The following is a 21,087-nucleotide window of genomic DNA, read 5'->3' as shown; positions in this document are numbered from 1 at the left end:
GGAGTTTTTCATGGCTGGCCAGCTCCTGCCCATAGCCGCTTTGCTTGCAAGCACCTTTCTGATGCTGCTCGCCGGTGGCCTCGCGGGTATTCTTCTGCCCCTGCGGGGCGGCATGGAAGGCTGGTCGACCACGACCATCGGCTGGATGGGTACGAGCTATTCCCTCGCCTTCACGATCGGCTGCATTGTGGTGCCGCATCTGGTGCGGCGCGTCGGGCATGTTCGCGTCTTCTCTTCGCTTGCGACGTTGCTTTCGATGGCGCTGCTTTTCCACGCACTGGTCGTCAATCCTGTCGCATGGATGATCTTCCGTGGCGTTGCGGGCTTTTCGCTCGCAGGCAGCTATATGATTATTGAAAGCTGGCTGAACGAGCGCGTAACCAATGAATCGCGCGGTCGCATCTTTTCGATCTATATGATCATCACTATGCTCGGCCTGCTCTGCGGGCAGTACATCCTGCCGTTCGGCGATGCGGGAACGCAGACGCTCTTCATCATTTGTGCCATCATCTATGCAAGCGCACTCCTTCCAACCGCCCTTTCAAGCGCGCAGTCACCCAATCCGCTGACGCAGGTTTCGCTCGATTTGAAGGGACTTTATCGACGGTCACCTGCTGCGGCTGTTGGCTCGCTGATTGCAGGTATCGTTGCGGGCACCTGGAACTTCCTCGCCGCGATTTACGGTGAGATGAATGGCCTCTCCACCTTCGGCATCGCCACAATGCTTGCCTGCGCCATGATCGGTGGCGCTATCTTCCAGTACCCGCTCGGACGAGGATCGGACTTTGTCGATCGTCGCTATGTCATGGTGATCGCCGGTGTCATCGGCTTTGCTTTGTCGATGGTGATGGTGCTGTTCCATCCCACCTCGCCCTATGCGCTTTACGCGATGATGTTTCTGTTCGGTTCGGTGATTTATCCGATCTACAGCCTCAACGTCGCTCACGCCAATGACTACGCAGATGCCAGCGAATTCGTGAAGGTCTCCGGCGGGTTGCTGATTATTTACGGCGTGGGCAGTGTCATCGGGCCTGCCCTTTCCGGCCCGTTGATGGATCTGATTGGCGCATCGGGCTTCTTCGTAACCATGGCCATCGCCTACGGCTTATACGGCCTGCATGCCTTTTGGCGCATCCGTCGCTTCGAGCGCCCGGCGATCAGCGACCAGAAGACCGAGTACAAATTCCATACGCCGGACGGCCAGTCCACGCCGGAGACCATGCAGCTCGATCCCCGTGCAGAAGGCACACCCGGTCAAAGCTGAATTCATTGCGTCTGCGGTGCGTTGACTTTGTGGGGCGCAATCGAAAGCTTGTGCTCGCGGTAAATGATGAAACCGCCTGCCGCCATGACGATGGCACTACCGGCCAGCATTTCGAAGGTCGGAATATCGCCGAACAGCAGAAAGCCGATGGCTAGTCCCAGCAGCATCGACGTGTATTCGAAGGGCGCGATCGTCGACATCGGCGCATGGCGATAGCACTCGGTCAGAAGAATCTGGCCGACGCCCCCGGCAAAACCAGCACCGACCAGCATGGCAAGCTGCGACCAGTTCGGCACGATCCAGCCAAAAGGAAAGCTCACCAAGGAAATGACGCTCGCGGATATGGAAAAGTAGATCACGATGGTCGAGGTGCGTTCCGTCTGCACGAGGCGACGTACAAGCATCATCGCCACCGCAGACAAGATAGCCGCACCAAGAGCGGCGAACGCACCCATGGCCTCGTCATGCCCCATACTACCGCCGGAAAAAACCGTCAGCCGCGGCCAGATGATAACCATCACGCCACCAAGCCCGATGAGAACCGCGCTCCAGCGATAAAACCGCACGACTTCATGCAGGATGACCGCGCCAAGAATGACGGTAATCAGTGGTGAAGCGTAGTTGATCGCGATTGCTTCGGGCAGCGGCAGCTTGGTGAGAGCGAAAAAGCTCATCGACATGGAACAGACACCCACCAGTCCGCGCCAGAAATGGCTGAAACCGTTCTGGGTGCGGAACACGCCAGAAAGCTGCCCGCGCCACCCCAGATAGAGCAATATAGCGAAGATTGCGAAGAACGACCGGAAGAAGATCAACTGTCCGACAGGCACGCCTTCAGCCGCCTTCAACAAGGTGGACATGGCGACAAAAACGGCAACAGAAGCGATTTTGAGACCGATGCCGAGCATCGGGTTGGTTTCAAGATGGGCAGCCTCGACAGGCGCGCTCGCATGAGCGTTCACAACGCAATTCCTTAAAAACACAAAGCGCAGGTTCGCCCAAAATATTCGAGCGCCTGTTTTCTTATTCCTGTTTGTGAGACAGCACCAGTAGCACAAAGGTCCCGCTGAAAATTATTTGGCAAAGCGCCTGTCGTTTGTTTGTCGCATTATCCGACGCATCGAAGCGGGAATAGAAATCAATCCAGTGAACTGATTTCCCCGCGCAGACGCTTCGCAGTTTTGCTGGAAATGCTCCGGTCATAAAAGGCCAGTTGGTTGTTCTGGAATTGAGTTTCCCTTGGCGACAATTTTAGGTACGAATCCAACATCGTGAGTTCAATGAGAGTTCAGGGAGAGAGTTTCGCTATGCGTACTGAAACCGGCCAGACATTCCGTCTCGAAGATTATCGTCCGACCCCATACGCCATACCCGAGACGAAACTGGACTTCTCCCTGGAACCGGAAAAAACCATCGTCCGTGCGACCCTCACGATTGAGCGTCGCGATGGCACTGCAGCTGGTACGCCATTGATTCTCGATGGTGACGAACTGAAACTTGTCAGCATCGCCATCGACGGGAAGCAGCTCACCGACAACAGCTATATCGCAACGCCCGATCAGCTCGAAATCAGCGACCTGCCAGAAGGCAAGCGCTTCACGCTTGAAGTCGTGACGGAAATCAATCCGACCACCAACCGCCAGCTATCCGGCCTCTATCGTTCAAGCGGCGTCTATTGCACGCAGTGCGAGGCAGAAGGCTTCCGCCGCATTACCTATTATTATGATCGCCCGGATGTTCTGTCAGTCTATACCGTGCGGGTTGACGCTAACGAACAAGCCGCTCCTATTCTTCTGTCCAACGGCAATCCGGTCGAGAGCGGATCGGTCGAAGGCACGCCGGACCGGCATTTCGCCATCTGGCATGACCCGCACCCAAAACCATCTTATCTCTTCGCGCTCGTTGCCGGATCGCTCGGCGTCGTGAAGGATCACTTCACCACGAAGTCAGGACAACCGGTCGATCTGGCGATCTATGTCGAGCATGGCAAGGAAGGCCGCGCACTCTACGCGATGGATGCATTGAAACGCTCCATGCGCTGGGATGAGGAGAAGTTTGGTCGCGAATATGATCTCGACATCTTCAACATCGTTGCCGTTTCCGATTTCAACATGGGCGCGATGGAGAACAAGGGGCTCAACGTCTTCAACGACAAATATGTGCTGGCCGACCCTGAAACCGCTACCGACGTTGACTATGCGGGCATCGAGGCGGTGATTGCACATGAATACTTCCACAACTGGACCGGCAACCGCATCACCTGCCGCGACTGGTTCCAGCTCTGCCTCAAGGAAGGCCTGACGGTCTATCGCGATCACGAATTCTCCGCCGATGAGCGCTCGCGCCCGGTTAAGCGCATCGCCGAAGTGAAAATTCTCAAGGCGCAGCAATTCCCGGAAGATGCCGGGCCACTCGCCCATCCGGTACGCCCGCGCGAATATCGCGAGATCAACAATTTCTATACGGCGACCGTCTATGAAAAAGGTTCGGAAGTCGTGCGCATGATCCGCACAATCATTGGGCCTGAGCTATTCCGCAAGGGCATGGACCTCTATTTCGAGCGCCATGACGGGGAAGCCGCAACAATCGAGGATTTCATCAAGGTCTTCGCCGATGTTTCCGGTCAGGACTTTTCACAGTTTGCGCTCTGGTACGATCAGGCCGGAACCCCGAAGGTGGAAGCTGCTTTCTCCTACGATGCTGCGAAGGAAACCTTCTCGATTGAACTGGCACAGTCGCTGGGGGCAACGCCCGGACAATCGGTCAAGAAACCGATGCATATCCCGATCACCTACGGTCTTATTGGGTCAGACGGCGAGGATATGGTTCCAACATCCGTCGAAGGTGGGGACGTGCGCGGCGACGTCATTCATCTGCATCGTCCGTCCGAAACGATCGTCTTTCATGGCATCAAGGAACGCTCTGTTCCGTCGCTGTTGCGCGGGTTCTCGGCTCCCGTAAACCTGTCGGCGCCCCTATCGGACGATGATCGTGCATTCCTGGCCCTGAACGACAGCGATCCGGTCGCCCGCTGGCAGGCATTGACCGGAATTTTCAACCTGGCTCTGCTTGAAGGCGCCAAGCGTATCCGCGGTGGTCATGCACCGGCAGTTGACGATAAAATCATCGAACTTGCCGGAAACGTTGCTTCCGACGAAACGCTTGATCCAGCCTTCCGCGCGCTCTGCCTCACGCTGCCGAGCGAAAGCGATATCGCGCGCGAAATGGGCAGCAATGTCGATCCGGATGCGATTCTCGCCAGCCGAAACCATTTCGTGGACGCCATTGCCGCCCGTTATGCTGGCGATTTCACCACGCTCTACGATGCCCTGAAACAGGACGGCGCCTTCTCGCCAGATGCAGGCGCGGCAGGCAAACGTGCCTTGCGGAACGTGCTGCTCGATTATCTGAGCCGTCACGAGAAAAGCCAGAAACGGGCCACCAGCCAGTTCGCCAATGCGGATAATATGACCGACCGCTTCGCGGCACTGGCCGTGCTGGTACACCGCTTTGGTGATACGAACGAGGCAAAGGACGCACTGGCAAGTTTCGAACGCCAGTTTGGTAAGGATGGTCTTGTGATGGACAAGTGGTTCAGTGCGCAGGCGAGCCGTCCCGGCGACGAAGCCTTGCAGGCCGTGCGCGATCTTACGAAACACGCCCTCTTCTCGCTCGACAATCCAAACCGCGTCCGCTCGGTGATTGGTTCGTTCTCGGCATCCAATCCAACCGGCTTCAACCGCAAGGATGGTGCGGCCTACGAGTTCTTTGCAGATACGATCCTGTCCATCGATCCGGAAAATCCACAGCTTGCCGCACGGCTTCTGACGGCGCTTCGCTCCTGGCGTTCGCTTGAAGATACCCGCCGCGAACATGCAAGGGCAGCGCTGGCGCGTATTTCGGGCGCGGGCAAACTGTCTACCGACCTGCGCGATATCGTGGACCGCACTCTCGCCTGATTCGCGACCTATCCTGATCGTTGTGATGATTTGCTCGCTCCGACTGCTTAACCGGCAATCGGAACGAGCCTTTTCATGCTGATGAACGCAGAGGCGGTGGACAGTCAGCTTTCGTGAGTCTTTTCATGCCTTTAGGCGAATCAGATGCAATATCGATTCCACTTAAGAGCTTGAGATTCATGAATAAATCGGCTGATGAAAACCCTGATTTTTACGCCTCGTTAACGAATTCGCTGGACAGCGCGAATCACTTTTGATTCATTGATGACATTCGGAGGTGGCGTATTCCGAATCACTTCACTCGCAGGGAATTCACGAGGGACCATTATATGGCGAGCACCGACGCGTATGGCGCGCCGGCGGGGACGCATTGCGAATCCGGTCGGAAAAGAAGGAAAGGCAAGCTTTCGGGCCATGTCAGTCTTCTTGCTGGTCCGGCCTATGGCAAGTTCATCTCAATCGAGCCTATCCTGCGACGCCTCGTTCCAGCGCTCATCATTATCTTTCTGATTATTCTCGGCGTAGCGCGCGTCTTTTCGATGCTGGCGTGGCGGGAAGATATCGAGCAACAGCATAAGGCATTTCTGTCGGCTGCAACCGCCAATCTTGCACAGATGATCGAACGTGTTGCCAACGGCACCGACGCGGGCGCACAGATCGCCGCGAAGGATATTCAGGACACAATAGCCGAGTTTCGTTCGCGTGGGCTGTCCTCGTCCGGCATGACGCTTGCCGTCATCGACCCGCAATCCTCCGTGGTCGCAATATCCGGCCCGATATCCGATCTGTCCGGCAAGCCGGTCGATACGATCCTTACCGAAGCGCAGCCGCTATTCCTGTTTGCAGAACGTGCAGGCGTGCTGAAAGTCATGCTGCAAGGCGAACCGGCTTTTGGCGCCTTGTCCAAGCCGATGACCCTGCCCTATTCCGTTATCGCCGTCGAACCGGAAAGCACGATCTTTGCGGAATGGCGCCGGGCAGTGTCGCTCAATGTGACGCTCTTCGCAGGCACAACCGGCGTGATGTTCGCCATCCTTTACGCCTATTTCAGCCAAGCGGCGCGAGCTCGCGAGGCCGACGACCTTTCCGGCCAGATCCAGCGCCGTATCGATCTGGCGCTGGGGCGCGGTCGCTGCGGCCTGTGGGATTGGGACATGGCACGCGGTCGCATTTACTGGTCGCGCTCCATGTATGAGATGCTGGGCTACGAAGCGCAGGATGCAGTGCTGCCTTTCGGCGATGTGGCTGCAATCATCAACACGGAAGATGGCGACCTCTATTCCATCGCCGAACAGGCTGCCGCGGGCGATATCTCGCACGTTGACCGCGTCTTCCGCATGCGCCATGCCGATGGTTCATGGGTGTGGATGCGCGTTCGCGCCGAGATCGCCAGCGAAGGCGATCTTCATCTGGTCGGCATTGCTTTCGACGTCAGCGAACAGCACCGCTTTGCGCAGCAGACGGCGGAAGCCGACATGCGCATCCGCGAAGCCATCGAGAATATTTCGGAAGCCTTCATCCTGTGGGATTCCAACAATCGCCTCGTCATGGCGAATTCCAAGTTCAGTGAATATGCTGGCCTTCCCGTCTGGACGCTGAAACCCGGCGTGCCGCGCAACGAAGTTGATGCCCATACACGCCCGTTCACTTTCGAACGCCGCATGGCCAATGAACATAACCGCGCCGGTGGTCAGACCTTTGAACGCCAGCTCAGCGATGGCCGCTGGCTCCAGGTCAACGAACGTCGCACGCAGGACGGCGGCCTTGTTTCCATTGGCACGGACATTACCCAGCTCAAATTGCATCAGGAACGTCTGGTCGACAGCGAACGCCGCCTGATGGCGACCATTCACGACCTGTCGATTGCGCGCAAAGGCGAACGGGACCGCGTGCGCGAGCTGTCCGAACTTGCCCGCAAATACGGTCAGGAAAAGGAACGCGCCGAGGCTGCGAACCGTGCCAAGTCCGAATTCCTCGCCAATATGTCTCACGAGCTGCGCACGCCGCTCAATGCGATCATCGGTTTCTCGGAAATGATCCAGGCAGGCACGTTCGGCCCGCTCGGTTCCGACCGTTACGAGGAATACATCAACGACATCCATACAAGCGGCAACTTCCTGCTTAATGTCATCAATGACATTCTCGACATGTCGAAGATTGAGGCCGGGCATTTCTCGCTCGACCGTGAGCAGATCGATCTCTGCCCGCTTATCAATGAAACGGTACGCATGATTTCGCTGCAGGCGGATGAGAAGAATATTGCGGTCAATACACGCATCGAAGAGGCAATGCAGCTCTATGCCGACCGGCGCGCGATCAAGCAGGTGCTCATAAACCTTCTCTCCAATGCGGTGAAGTTCACATCCTATGGCGGGCAGATCACGGTACGGGCGCGAAAGACCGGCTCAGCCCTCTTCATGACTATTCAGGATACCGGTGTCGGCATTCCAAAATCGGCAATCAAGAAAATCGGCCAGCCCTTCGAACAGGTGGAAAACCAGTTCACCAAGACCCATACCGGTTCCGGCCTCGGACTTGCCATCACCCGTTCACTGGCTGAGCTTCACGGCGGCTGGCTTCGCATTCGCTCAACCGAAGGCGTTGGCACCGTGGTTTCGGTCTGCATCCCTGATCGCAAGCCAGGTCATATAGGCAATCACAGCGCCGAAATTCACGCCGCCTGATTAGAACGGCTCCAGTTAAAAACAGAGCTGCTGGAGCCGCTCTAAGTCTTTGTTTCATCGCATTATCCCACGCAAAACCGCTTCGCACTTTTGCTGGAAATGCTCTAGATGTTCAAAAGCTTCTCAAAACTCGTACGCACGTCAACGGCGACTTCCGCCAGATGATGCTCGACGCGCTTTATGTCTGGCATGTCGGCCGCACGGCATAGCAGGTCGATCATGCCGGGTATGAATTCTTCACGTTTGGCATCGCTTCCAAGACACAGACGGATCGTCTGGCTCAGATTGGTATAGAGGCGATGGGCGCCGACAAGGCTATCGGCAAGCGCCGGATCAGCAAAAGACGGGTCGAGGGCCGAAAGGATTTCTTCTGTACCCAAGGGACGCGGTTTCCGGTCGAGCTTGTTTGCCAGCACGGCAAACTGGGCGATGAATTCCAGATCGACAATGCCGCCGGGCTTCAGCTTGAAATCCCAATCATCGGCAGGCGGCTTTTCCTGATAGATGAGGTCGCGCATCTCGCGCACATCCTTGGCGATCTTCTTCACGTCACGGGGAGAGACAAGAACCTCGTCGATCTCGCTTCTGATGTGATTCATAAACGCCTCGTCGCCATGAATCGGGCGCGCACGGGTCAAGGCCATGTGTTCCCATGTCCATGCTTCGCTGCGCTGATACTTGCTGAAGGATTCGATGTGGGTGGCAACCGGTCCCTTGTTGCCGGAAGGGCGCAGCCGCATATCGACTTCGTAGAGCACGCCCTCCGCCGTTGGCGCAGAAAGTGCCGCAATGAGCCGCTGGGTCAGGCGAATATAATATTGCGACGGAGCCAGCGGCTTTTCACCGTCTGATTCATCCGTCTCCTTGTCGTGATCGTAAAGCAGGATCAGATCGACATCCGAACCGGCGGTGAGTTCGCGACTGCCAAGCTTGCCCATAGCCAGAAGAGTCACCTTGGCGCCCTTAACCTTGCCGTGGCGTCGTTCCAGTTCGGCTTCGACAACCTCGAATGCCTTGCCGATCATCAGTTCAGCCAGATCGGAAAACGCGCGACCAGCGCGCACGCCATCAATGGCACTTGTGAGCAGGCGAATACCGATCAGAAAACGATGTTCGGCAGCGAAGATGCGCAGCCGGTCCAACACTTCCTCATAATCGGTCGCAGGTCCCAGAAACACGCGAAGGCGTTCTTCCAGATAGGCGCGTGTCGGCATTTCCGAGAAAATCGCCGGATCGAGCAAACCGTCAAAAACATGCGGGTTGCGCGTGATGATTTCGGCAAGCCGGGGGGCGGCGCTCATAATCATCACGAGAAGGTTCAGGAGACGGGGATTGGATTGCAACAGGCTGAAAAGCTGGATGCCCGCAGGCAGGCCCTTCAAAAAACCGTCAAAACGCAAGAGCGCTTCATCCGCGCGCTTGGTCTCGGCAAAAGCCTTGAGCAGAGCAGGCGTAAGCTCGGTCAGACGCTCGCGCGCTTCTGCCGATTGTGTGGCGCGATAACGCCCGAAGTGCCACGTGCGGATCACGCGACATATATCGCTCGGGCGCTCATAGCCCATGGCCGCGAGCGTTTCCAGCGTGCCCGGATCATCCACATCGCCAGTGAAGACCAGATTGCCGGATGAGCTTCCAAGTTCGGGAGCCTGTTCGAACAGGGCCGCATAGTGCTTTTCGACAACCTTGAGCGCATCGAGAAAAACATCGGAAAAGGCCGCCGGATCAGCATAACCCATCATATGGGCGACACGCGCAAAGCCTTCATCGTCTTCCGGCAGAATATGCGTCTGCTCATCGGCAATCATCTGGATGCGATGCTCGACGTCACGAAGAAAATAATATTCCTTTGCCAAGGCATCGCGCGCCTTCTCGGTGATCCAGCCCCGCTCCGCCAGTCGTGCGAGCATCGGCACCGTCTGGTTGCCGCGCAATTCGGGAAATCGTCCGCCAGCGATGAGCTGCTGCGTCTGAACGAAGAATTCGATTTCGCGGATGCCGCCGCGTCCGAGCTTCACATTATGCCCGCGCACGGCAATATCGCCGTGGCCCTTGTGGGCGTGAATCTGGCGCTTGATCGAGTGCACGTCTGCAATGGCTGCATAGTCGAGATACTTGCGCCAGACATAGGGGGAGAGCTCCGCCAGCACCTGCTTTCCGGATTCGCGGTCCCCCGCAACGGGCCGGGCCTTGATCATGGCTGCGCGTTCCCAGTTCTGGCCGCGCCCTTCGTAATAATGAAGTGCTGCACCGACAGGAATGGCCAGCGGCGTGGAACCGGGGTCCGGACGCAGGCGAAGATCAACGCGGAAGACATAGCCATCGCCGGTGCGATCCTGCAGGATGCGGACAAGGCGGCGCGTCAGCCGTGAAAAAGTTTCGACGCATTCATACGGATCGCCGATGGCCGGTCTGGTTTCATCGATGAAGACGATGAGATCAATATCGGACGAATAATTGAGTTCACGCGCACCGAACTTGCCCATGCCGAGAACAATCCAGCCGCTGTCCTTGTCAGGCTGGTTTCGGTCAGGAAGTTTGATCTTGCCCGCACTATCAGCGTCAAGCAGCAGAAACCGGATGGCAGCGCCAGTGCAGGCCTCGGCCAGATCAGTGAGCCAGCCCGTCGTTGCTTCCGTATTGAAAATGCCAGCGAGATCGCAAAGCGCGATAAGAACATGCGCCTCACGTTTCAGAACACGCAGGCTGGTCATGAGGGAGGCTTCCGTCACGTCTGCACTTGCAGCACTGACCGAGATTTCAGCCAGAATATCCTGTAGTGCAGCCTCCGGCGCCTTGGCGACGATGCGATCAAGAATACGCGGATGACGGATCAGCGCTTCGCGAATGAATGGAGAAAGATCGAGAACGGCGGAGAAGAAACTTTCAGCTTCCGCCTTTTTCAACAAGGCTACGACACTTGTAAGTTCCTCTTCTCCGGCGCGCGCCGCAAGGTCGGCCAGGAAGGTTTCCGCCCTTGCGGGATCAAGCGGCGTCAAAGCACGGATCTCTCTCTCGAAGAATAGTGCCGTTGCGTGTTCTGCCGCCATGATCCCCTCTTAAGTCACGCCATTATTCGACCTTGTCCGATGGCAACGGGAACTCCAGCACGGCGCGCAGGCCCGGATCATTGCCTTCAAGACGAAGTGCGCCACCGTGCAATTTCATCACAGCCTTGGCAAGACTTAAACCGAGTCCCGAGCCCGGCTGTGTGCGGCTTTCCTCAAGACGGACAAAACGTTCCGTTGCCTGTTCGCGTTTTTCTTCAGGAATACCGGGACCGTTATCGGCAACGATGATGCGGACCCAGTTCGGATCACGTTCCATCGAAAGACTCACGGTCGCGGTCCGCTCATCACCACCGGCATATTTAATTGCATTGTCCACGAGATTGGAAATCGTCTGCCCGACCAGTTCGCGATTGATATGAAGCGCAACTTCATCGAGATCGCCAAGTGTCAGGTTCACGCCCACGTCCTCGGCAACGGGCTCATACATTTCGGCCACGTCGCGAAGGATCGGCGCTACCGGCATATTCTCCAGACTTTCGGACGAATAACCTGCTTCAAGACGCGAAATCATCAGGATCGCGTTGAAGGTCCGGATCAGTTGATCCGACTCGCCAATGATATCTTCAAGCGCTTCACGATATTCAGGCCCCGCCTTCTTGCCGGAAAGAGCTTCTTCCGCGCGGTTACGCAGACGCGTCAGCGGCGTTTTAAGATCATGTGCGATGTTATCGGAGACCTGTTTCAGCCCCTCGTTCAATTCCAGAATTTTGCCGAGCATGACGTTGAGATTGCTTGACAGGCGATCGAACTCGTCACCGGAGCCATTGACCGGAAGCCTCCCGGTCAAGTCGCCATCCATAATGCGCTGCGACGCGCGCGAAACCTCATCAATGCGCTTCAATGCACGGCGCCCGACTACCAGCCAGATCAAGAGCGCGCCAACACCCATGATGCCCAGCGCCAGCATCAGCGACTGGCGAATAACATCGCGGAACCGTTCTGGTTCACCCAGATCGCGCCCGACCAGAAGCCGCATGCCGTTCGGCAATGCAATAACGACTGCAATGGCGCGATGTTCCGTTTCCGTGCCCTGCTCGCCATAGCGCCGATATTTGAACCCGCGCTCGATAACGCCATCGGTGTCCAGAACACCGGGTTCTACGCTTTCAACATTGCCTGCAAGGATGCGGCCTGTCGGGTCGGCCACCAGATAGAGGTAAGCACCTGGCTGGCGTGAACGATAGTCGATTGTGCGCACGAGCTGCGGGATGCCGCCTCGCGCATAGCTTTTGCCGATGCTGCCGACTTCTTCGCCCAGCGACTGCTGGGTCTGCGCTGCCAGCATGGAGGCCGATAAATTGGTCATGTAGAAAACCAACGCTATCGCACCCACGATGAAGAGCAGCAGATAGAGCGTTGATAGTCGAACAGCGGTTGTGCGCATGAGCGCTGAGAAGCGGCTCATCAATCCACCTTGGCGGCTGCAGATTGTTTCGCTCGCCCTGCCTTCAACATGTAACCGGCGCCACGCACAGTATGAAGCAGCGGACCGTCAAAGCCCTTCTCGATTTTCGAACGCAGCCGCGAGATATGCACGTCGATCACATTGGTCTGCGGATCGAAGTGATAATCCCAGACGTTTTCAAGCAACATCGTGCGCGTGACGACCTGTCCGGCATGGCGCATCAGATATTCGAGAAGACGAAACTCGCGGGGCTGAAGCGTGATATCTACATCCTGACGGCGCGCAGTATGCGCAAGCCGGTCAAGCTCCAGATCACCGACGCGGTAGATCGTGTCCGCCTCACGCGGGCTGGAACGACGCTGCAGGACCTCGACGCGAGCCAACAGTTCGGAAAATGCATAGGGTTTGGTCAGGTAGTCGTCACCACCGGCGCGCAAGCCCGTGACGCGGTCATCCACTTCGCCGAGCGCGGAAAGGATCAGGACCGGGGTTTCCATACCCCTGGCGCGCAGACCAGCCACGACGGACAAGCCATCGCGCTTTGGCAGCATACGGTCGACTACGAGGACATCGTAGCTTCCATTCTCGGCCAGCGTATAGCCGGTTTCGCCGTCTCCGGCGATATCGGCGGAATGTCCGGCCTCGGTGAAGGCCTTCTCCAGATAGCGGGCCGCTTCGCGGTCATCTTCAATAACGAGAATCTTCATGGCGCTACTTATAATACCGTTTGATGATAAGGCGATGCCAGGCGGAGAACCGCCTGGCATCGAATAGCTCAGAGCCTTAAGGGGCTGCCGGTCATCATCCCTGATCGATCGGCAGGGCCACAAAGCGGCTCTGATCGTTGCTCTGCAATTGCAGCAGCACTGCCTTGCGACCCGACTTGGCGGCTTCGCTGATGGCGTTGTTGATATCCTTGGCGCTCTTCACCGTCTGGTTATTGACGCTCATGATGATATCGCCGGAACGGATACCGCGATCGGAGGCATCGCTGTCGGGATCGACATCGGTTACCACTACGCCGTTACCGTCTTCGGACGGGGTCACGGTCAGGCCATAGGAGTCGAGGGCCTCGTTCTGACCACCGCCATTGTCGCCCAAGGCGCTGGCTGCCTTGCCGAGATCGCCCGGCATCGCTTCAATGGTGATATCGACTTCCTCGGCCTTGTTCTTGCGCCAGACGGTGAGTGCCGCCTTTTCGCCAGGAACAATGCCAGCAACCTTGCGTGCCAGATCGCGCGGATCCTGCACGGTTTCGCCATTGACAGCCGTGATCACATCACCGGACTGGATGCCCGCCTTGGCAGCAGGACCGTCCTTCTGCGGCGACGCAACGATTGCACCCTTCTCTTCGGCAAGGCCGAGCGAAGCAGCAATATCCTTCGTCACCGGCTGAATCTGAACACCGATCCAGCCACGTTCCACCGAGCCCTTCTTGATGAGCTGGTCAACAACCTGCTTAGCGGTCGAGGCTGGGATTGCGAAGGCAATGCCCACGCTGCCGCCCGAAGGCGAGAAGATGGCGGTGTTGATGCCGATCACCTGACCAGACAGGTTGAAGGCCGGACCACCGGAATTACCCTTGTTCACAGCCGCGTCGATCTGGATGAAGTCATCGTAAGGACCGGCGCCGATATCACGGCCACGAGCCGATACAATACCCGACGTCACCGTGCCGCCAAGGCCGAACGGGTTGCCGACAGCCACGACCCAGTCGCCGACGCGAATCTTGTTGTCATCGCCAAATGCAACATAGGTGAACTTCTGCTTCGGATCGTTGACCTTCAGCACCGCCAGATCTGTGCGCGGATCGGTGCCGATCAGCTTCGCGTCAAGTTCCGTGCCGTCATCCATGACAACGCTATATGCATCGCCATCGGAAACGACGTGATTGTTGGTTACGACATAGCCGTCTTCGGAAATGAAGAAGCCGGAACCCTGAGCGACCGGACGTTCATGACCGGGGCGCGGGCCACGCTTGCCGGGGCCGCGGCGATCCGGGCGAGCGTCGGGACGTGCATCGCCACGCGGGTCCATGCCGAAATCACGGAAGAAGCGCTTCAGCGGATGATCGTCCGGAAGCTGATCAAACCCGGGAGGGCCCGAGAACTGGCCACTGCCACCGCGATCAGCAGTTTGCTGCACGTCCTTCTTTACACGAACGCTGACGACAGCCGGACGAACCTTCTCAACAAGATCGGCAAAACCCGCAGCCTGCGGTGGTGGCGTTACCTGCACGGCTTCCGCGCGGGCGTCATTGAGCGCACCGAGCGGGCCGGTCGCGACAAAACCACCGGCGAGAACAGCCGATAGTGCAATCGCGGCAACGCCTTTGCGATAGTTGGAAATCCTGGCTCTGGACATTTATTTCTCCTTACGAGCAGCAATCCGGCCGTCCCTGATCCTTCAGGAAACGTGGACCTGTGAAACCTTTATAGAGCGTAAGATAGTCAGGGCTACCTTACCGCTCCGTTTCCACAACATGAAAGTTTCGTAAGGTTACGAATAACAACCGCAGGCGACCAGCGCTTATTTTCCGTCCAGCAGACGCGCGAGTTCCACCTTTTCGCTTTCGGTGAGCGGTTTAGGCGCTTCGCCTGCCTGTTTGCGTCCGCGAAAGGCAACAACCAGCGCGACCGCACCGATCAGAAGCACGGCGACAGGAAAGCCCCACAGAAGCACTGTGCGCGCATTGAGACGCGGCTTCAGAAGCACGAATTCGCCGTAACGGTCGACGATGAAATCCATGACCTGTTCGTCGCTATCGCCTTCTTTCAGCCGGTCACGGACGAGAACGCGAAGATCGCGGGCAAGCTCGGCATTGGAATCGTCGATGGATTCGTTCTGGCAGACCATGCAGCGCAGTTCGCCGGAAATGGTTCGCGCGCGCTTTTCAAGCGCCGGATCGGACAGGACTTCATCCGGATTGACTGCGAACGCCGCCGTCCCTTGAATAGCCAGAGCAGCACCGAGCAGGAGCGCCGCAAATGCCGAGCGCTTTCTCATGCTGTGGCCTCCGCTTCTTTCGACGCAGACTTGCGACTGCGCGAAGGTGCGCCAACCCGCAGGCGACGATCTGCAAGGGAAAACAGCGCACCCACCATCATCACGAGAGCGCCATACCAGATGAGTGTCACGTCAGGCTTCCACCAGATGCGAACGACGGCTGATCCATCGCCCGGTTCATCGCCAAGCGCGACATAGACCTGACTGAACCACAGGGTTTTGATGCCCGATTCAGTTGTTGGCATCTGGCGTGCTGGGAAAAAGCGCTTGGACGGCTCAATCTGCCCGAGACTGCGCGAGCTGGAATCGAGCAGCGTGAAAGTGCCCCGGTTTTCGGTGAAATTCGAACCGGTCAGCGGGCGCAGGCCGTCGAAGCGAAGTGTGTAATTCTGCACCTTGGCCGTGTCGCCCGGACGCATGATCAACACATTCTCAGTGCCAAACGTGGTCACGCTCACAATACCGAGCAGCGTTACGCCAAGCCCGATATGGGCGAGCGCCGTGCCAAAGACCGAACGTGGCAAACCCTTGAAGCGCGCAACTGCCTTGCCAGCGGATACCTTGCCGATGCCAGACTTGAGAACAAGATCCGTCAGGCTGCCGAAAATCAGCCATACGGCAAGCCCGGTACCGCAGGCAGCGAGAACCGATTTCGCCGATGTGCTCCACAGAACGATCGCCGCAGCCAGAAGCGAGAGCGCGAAAGCTGTCATCAGCCGCTGCGACACGCCGTAAAGATCACCGCGTTTCCAGGCGAGCAGCGGGCCGAAGGGAACCGCAAAAAGAAGCGGGATCATCAGCGGACCGAACGTCATGTTGAAGAACGGTGCGCCGACGGAAATCTTGTCGCCGGTCATCACTTCCAGCAGCAGCGGGTAGAGCGTACCGATCAGCACAGTTGCGGCAGCGGTCGTCAGAAACAGATTGTTGAAGACGAGCGCGCCTTCGCGCGAAATCGGGTGGAAGATGCCGCCTGCCGTCAGGCTCTGCACGCGAAATGCGAAAAGCGACAGCGATCCGCCAATGAAAATTGCAAGGATCGCCAGAATGAAAAGACCGCGCCCCGGATCGGTGGCGAAGCTGTGAACCGAGGTCAGAACACCGGAGCGGACAAGGAATGTACCAAGCAGCGACAGCGAGAAAGTGAGGATCGCAAGCAGCACGGTCCAGATTTTCAGCGCCGAGCGTTTTTCCATCACGAGAGCCGAATGAAGCAATGCGGTGCCGACCAGCCACGGCATGAACGAAGCGTTTTCGACCGGGTCCCAGAACCACCAGCCGCCCCAGCCAAGCTCGTAATAGGCCCAGTAAGAACCCATGGCGATGCCACCAGTCAGGAACATCCAGGCCACGAGGGCCCACGGACGTACCCAGCGCGCCCATGCAGCATCGAGACGCCCCTCGAGCAGTGCCGCTACGGCAAAGGAAAAGCATACCGAAAAACCGACATAGCCGAGATAGAGCAGCGGCGGATGGATCGCGAGACCGATATCCTGAAGGATCGGATTGAGATCACCGCCCTCCATCGGAGCCGGAAAAATGCGGGTGAACGGGTTCGAGGTGAACACAATGAATGCCAGAAATGCGACACCGATCCAGCCCTGCACGGCAAGGACATTGGCGCGCAATGTTTCAGGCAGATTGCCAGAAAATGCAGCGACCAGCGCACTGAAAAAGGTGAGAATGAACACCCACAGCAGCATTGAGCCTTCGTGATTGCCCCAGACGCCCGTGATTTTGTAGAGGAGCGGCTTTTGCGAATGCGAGTTCTCAACCACGTTCAGGACCGAGAAATCCGACACGACATAGGCATGGACAAGCACCGCCGATGCAAGGCAGATCAACGCGAAGACTGCAATTGCCGTCGGCGCCGCGACTGACATGAGCTGCGTATCCCGGCGATGCGCACCAACCACCGGCACGATCGATTGGACAATCGACAGGGCCAGTGCCAGAACCAGAGCGAAATGGCCGATCTCGACACTCATCTGCAGTCTCCATCAAGCATCTGCCGGACCACCGGTCCGATACGAAATGCCCTAGTTTTTATTTGCCTTCCCAGACGCCCTTTTCCTTCAGGCTGTCGGCAAGGTCCTTGGGAACGTAATTCTCATCGTGCTTCGCCAGCACATTATCGGCGCGGAACACGCCATCGTCTCCGAAGCGCCCTTCGGCGACAACGCCCTGTCCTTCGCGGAAGAGATCGGGCGGAATACCCTCGAACACGACCTTCACGGTCTTGATCGTATCGGTCACTGTAAAGCGCAGCTCGCTGCCCTCGCGGCTGACGGACCCTTCCTCGACGAGGCCACCGAGACGGAACCGCGAGCCGGAGGCCATATCCTGTTCCGTCAGGTCGGCAGGTGTACGGAAGAAGCGAATGTCCTGACTAAAGGCCATCAGCATCAATCCAACCGCTACGGCCAGAACCGCCAGTGCGCCGCCGATCAGGAACAGGCGCTTGCGCTTTCTTTGGCTGACGGTTCGGGCAAAATTACCCGCCGGTTTGGCACCACGTGCGTTGTCTTCTGCGGTCGCGCTCATTTTTGTGCGTTCCCTGTCTCCAGTCCAAGACCGGCTGCGAAACTCTGCAAGTTCGTCCGGCTTTCGCCCTGAAGGGCTGTCATGCCGCGATTGAGAGCGTCCAGCGCTGCATCGCGACGGTTGAGGATCATATAGGAGCGCACGAGACGCTTCCAGCCTTCGACATCCCCACTATTCTGGCGAAGACTTTCATCAAGACGTTGAACCATGCCTTCGATCATCGCCTGCCGGTCCTCCGGGCTGAGCGACGAAGCGGCATCGACATCATCCGCTGTCGGCCCTTTCGGCTGCTGTTCACCGTTGGAAGCAGGGTTACGAAGCCGGGCGATAGCCTGTTCGATCTGACCGCGCCACGGCGCATCGGCCGGCGCCTTGTCGAGGAACGCCTGCAGGCGATTGGCGGCTATATCCATACGACCGTCCTGCATCTCGCCCTGTGCGAGGTAGAACTGCGGGCGAACATCATTCGGTTCGAGATCGGCAGCTTTCTTGAAAAAGCCTTCAGCCTCGGCGGTCACGGTGCCGCCCGAAGCGGTTGCCAGTGCTTCACCCAATCCCAAAACGCGTGGGAAATTCTCACCGGCGATGCGAATGGAGCTGCGATAGGCATTGACGGCATCAGCGGCGCGACCAAGCCGCAGATAGATCGGCGCCAGCACGTCCCATCCACGCACATCGCCCGGATTTTGCGCCAGATGCGCTTCGGCACGCGCTACCAGTTCATCGACAGAGCCGCGATTCGCACTGGCCGAAAGCCGTTCGGCGAGCGGCATGGAAGGCATGTCCGGTTTGCCGAAAAGCGGATAGATGCCCCAGGCGATCAGCGGCACTGCAAGCACGGCGATGAAAGCCAGCATCCGGCCCGGCACTGCCTTGCCCGCGGCTTCCGCAGCTTCCTTGCCGGACTTTTCAGCATTCAAAATGCGACGCGAGATTTCGATGCGTGCCTGTTCGGCGCTCTGCGGGTCGATCATGCCGCGTGCAGCGTCGGCTTCGACCTCGCGCAACTGATCCCGATAGACCTCAAGATCGTTCTTTTCAGCGGGCAAGAATGCCTGCTTGCGCCGCGTGAGAGGCAACAAAACAGCCAGAGTGGCTGCCAATGTCAGTAATGCTGCAATAAGCCAGAATCCCATGGCTACGACTTAAGCGCAGCCAAGGGAAAAACCAACTACTACCTGCAGTAAGTTGCTACCTAGGGCAATTCGCCGCAAAGGTAGGACGCGAGAGTTACGTCAGAGGAGTCCAGCTGCCGTCTGGATTGCGACATGCTGTTCCACGGGAAGTCTGCTGCGACCCGCCGATGTTGAAGCTGTGCGAATACTGGCGGCAATTCTGAGAGCCGACCTGATAAGGCTGCGCCGCCGTCACGTCGCCGGAATTCGACCCGCTCCCGCTCCAGGATACGGCCTTACCTGCCGGTGAATATTCAAGCGCACGATATTCAGCCTCAAGGGCCTTCTTGCGGTCGGCTGCGTTCAGCTGATTTGCGGCGCTGCCAAGGAGACCGTTTCCAAGAGACGTCAACAGGCTGGTTTCGGGCTTCTGTTCCGTAGAACCACCGCCCAGCGAAGCAAGACCAGTGCCCTTGCCGGTCGTGCCACAGGCTGACAATGCGAGCGCCACGGCAAGCATCATCGAAGCGACTGAAACTGGGTGAGAAAACCTGGATACCATCATCATAACAACCGGCCTTCATAAACAATTAGCATGCACACTATATCGGCATGTGACTTTTTCAGTTTATCTTCTAGTTGGCTTTCGACCAAAAACAACCTTCAATCTTCCGTCAGCGGCAACACGATCCGAACACCCAATCCACCAAACGCACTCTTGCCCAGATGCAGGCTGCCGCCATATTCGCGAACGGTATCCTGCACGATTGCCAGCCCAAGCCCCGTTCCCGGTTTTGTTTCATCGACGCGGCTGCCGCGCTTCAGCGCTGCCTCGATATTGTCTGATGCCAGACCTGGACCGTCATCTTCTATCAGGACTTCAAACTGCCGTTGCTCCCCAGAAATAGGGGCAAGCCCGATATTGATACGTTTGCGGCCCCATTTGCCCGCATTCTCCAGCAGATTCCCGACGATCTCTTCCAGATCTTCCCTTTCGCCAGCAAAGACCGCATTGGGCAGTTCATTCCTGAAGGTAACGCTGAAAGCCGGATTGAGTTTCGCCGTGACGCGCTGCATGCGTTCGAGAATCGGCGTCACAGGTGTACGGAACACCACACTGTCACGCTGCGCGGCAATGCGCGCGCGCTGCAGATAGTGCTGTATCTGCACCTGCATCGCCTCGCTCTGTTCCTGAACAATGCGTCCATGTTCACCACCCATGCTCCGTGCTTCATTGACCAGCACGGAAAGCGGGGTTTTGAGAGAATGGGCGAGATTGCCGACCTGCGTTCGCGACCGTTCGACAATACGGCGATTGTTTTCGATCAGCGCATTCATTTCATTGGCGAGCGGCGCAATTTCGACAGGCAGCGACGCATCGAGCTTGGACGAACGTCCCTCGCGAATATCGGCCAGCGCTTGACGCACCTTGTCGAGCGGACGCAGGCCGAACAGGATCACAGCGGCATTGATGAGGATACTGCCGATGCCGAAAATCGCCAGATAGGTCGCGAGGCTGGTTCTGAAATCGGATATCTCCTTCAGAACCTCGCTGAGATTGCCCATGACACGAAAACGCGCAACGCGATTGGCAGTATCCAGAACCACTTCGGTTTCAACGATGAAGAGCTCCTCGCCGTTGAGGCCGGGCAAGGTGTAGCTACGCATGAAGGAACTGTCGAAGGGTGCCTGCGAGACCGGCATTTCAGGTACGATGCGCCCTATCAGCGATGGCGATTGCAATTTTCCGGTCAGGTTCGGCGTGACGGGATCGACGGACCAGTACCAACCGGAGAGCGGGCTGGAATAGCGTAATTCGCCCAGTTCCGGGCGCCCCTGCAAGGAGCCCTCGCCCGACGTGCTGACGGCACCGACCAGACTGAACAGGTGGGCGGTCAACAGGCGTTCAAAATTGCTGCGCGCAGCTTCGCCATAAAGTGAGCCGATGAAAGTCGCCACCACCACAAGTGCCACGATGACCCAGATCGTCGAAAGAGTAACGACGCGGACTGCGAGCGAACGTAGCGGAGGAAAGACGCTAA

The 21,087-nt window shown here is 57.7% G+C and carries 14 protein-coding genes; 3 read left to right on the top strand and 11 right to left on the bottom strand.

What is annotated here, in order from left to right; translation table 11 throughout:
* The first annotated feature begins 10 nt into the window (after positions 1-10).
* Positions 11-1,264, top strand: a complete 1,254-nt coding sequence (locus ABDF71_RS05290) for an MFS transporter (RefSeq protein WP_010661607.1) — start codon at positions 11-13, stop codon at positions 1,262-1,264.
* Positions 1,265-1,266: 2 nt separating this feature from the next.
* Here the strand turns inward: ABDF71_RS05290 and ABDF71_RS05285 are convergent, their stop codons facing one another.
* Complete coding sequence (locus tag ABDF71_RS05285) at positions 1,267-2,172, bottom strand: DMT family transporter (RefSeq protein ID WP_275982702.1); 906 nt, start codon at positions 2,170-2,172, stop codon at positions 1,267-1,269.
* A gap of 399 nt (positions 2,173-2,571) precedes the next feature.
* On the opposite strand from ABDF71_RS05285, the gene pepN reads away from it, so the two are divergent.
* Positions 2,572-5,223: an aminopeptidase N gene (pepN, locus tag ABDF71_RS05280; protein ID WP_500061249.1), complete on the top strand. Its 2,652-nt coding sequence runs from the start codon at positions 2,572-2,574 to the stop codon at positions 5,221-5,223.
* A gap of 329 nt (positions 5,224-5,552) precedes the next feature.
* Positions 5,553-7,907 carry a PAS domain-containing sensor histidine kinase gene (locus ABDF71_RS05275; RefSeq protein WP_040129550.1) on the top strand — a complete coding sequence of 785 codons (2,355 nt, stop codon included), beginning with the start codon at positions 5,553-5,555 and terminating at the stop codon, positions 7,905-7,907.
* A 104-nt stretch (positions 7,908-8,011) separates the two neighbouring features.
* Here the strand turns inward: ABDF71_RS05275 and ABDF71_RS05270 are convergent, their stop codons facing one another.
* The 10 genes from ABDF71_RS05270 to ABDF71_RS05225 all read right to left on the bottom strand — a co-directional run bounded on the left by ABDF71_RS05270 (position 8,012) and on the right by ABDF71_RS05225 (position 21,019).
* A complete protein-coding gene (locus ABDF71_RS05270) occupies positions 8,012-10,954 on the bottom strand; it encodes a bifunctional [glutamine synthetase] adenylyltransferase/[glutamine synthetase]-adenylyl-L-tyrosine phosphorylase (RefSeq protein WP_279676350.1) in 2,943 nt (980 codons plus the stop codon).
* Between the two features lie 22 nt (positions 10,955-10,976).
* A complete protein-coding gene (locus ABDF71_RS05265; protein WP_029376305.1) occupies positions 10,977-12,383 on the bottom strand; it encodes a sensor histidine kinase in 1,407 nt (468 codons plus the stop codon).
* Positions 12,380-13,087 (bottom strand): response regulator transcription factor, encoded by a 708-nt coding sequence (locus ABDF71_RS05260; protein ID WP_010661601.1) that lies wholly within the window; start codon positions 13,085-13,087, stop codon positions 12,380-12,382. The genes ABDF71_RS05265 and ABDF71_RS05260 overlap by 4 nt, the downstream gene beginning before the upstream one ends.
* A 94-nt stretch (positions 13,088-13,181) precedes the next feature.
* On the bottom strand, positions 13,182-14,744 hold the full coding sequence (locus ABDF71_RS05255; RefSeq protein WP_012092440.1) for a Do family serine endopeptidase: 1,563 nt from the start codon (positions 14,742-14,744) through the stop codon (positions 13,182-13,184).
* 165 nt (positions 14,745-14,909) lie between these two features.
* A complete protein-coding gene (locus tag ABDF71_RS05250) occupies positions 14,910-15,386 on the bottom strand; it encodes a cytochrome c-type biogenesis protein (protein WP_012092441.1) in 477 nt (158 codons plus the stop codon).
* Positions 15,383-17,374: a heme lyase CcmF/NrfE family subunit gene (locus ABDF71_RS05245; RefSeq protein ID WP_012092442.1), complete on the bottom strand. Its 1,992-nt coding sequence runs from the start codon at positions 17,372-17,374 to the stop codon at positions 15,383-15,385. Before ABDF71_RS05245 ends, ABDF71_RS05250 begins: the two co-directional genes overlap by 4 nt.
* 58 nt (positions 17,375-17,432) lie before the next feature.
* Positions 17,433-17,930, bottom strand: a complete 498-nt coding sequence (gene ccmE, locus ABDF71_RS05240) for a cytochrome c maturation protein CcmE (protein ID WP_010661597.1) — start codon at positions 17,928-17,930, stop codon at positions 17,433-17,435.
* Entirely contained in the window at positions 17,927-19,066 is a 1,140-nt protein-coding gene (gene ccmI, locus ABDF71_RS05235; protein WP_278514105.1) for a c-type cytochrome biogenesis protein CcmI, read from the bottom strand. The genes ccmE and ccmI overlap by 4 nt, the downstream gene beginning before the upstream one ends.
* Before the next feature lie 94 nt (positions 19,067-19,160).
* A complete protein-coding gene (locus tag ABDF71_RS05230) occupies positions 19,161-19,613 on the bottom strand; it encodes an RT0821/Lpp0805 family surface protein (protein ID WP_012092444.1) in 453 nt (150 codons plus the stop codon).
* Positions 19,614-19,708: 95 nt separating this feature from the next.
* The gene (locus ABDF71_RS05225) at positions 19,709-21,019 is read right to left on the bottom strand and encodes an ATP-binding protein (protein ID WP_500061244.1); all 1,311 of its coding nucleotides are present in this window, start codon (positions 21,017-21,019) and stop codon (positions 19,709-19,711) included.
* Between the last annotated feature and the right edge of the window lie 68 nt (positions 21,020-21,087).

Origin of the sequence: Ochrobactrum sp. WV_118_8 (genome assembly GCF_039631535.1) — a bacterium.
Lineage (GTDB): Bacteria > Pseudomonadota > Alphaproteobacteria > Rhizobiales > Rhizobiaceae > Brucella > Brucella anthropi.
Note: the sequence above shows the minus strand (reverse complement) of the source record. Positions and strands in the feature narration are given on the sequence as shown.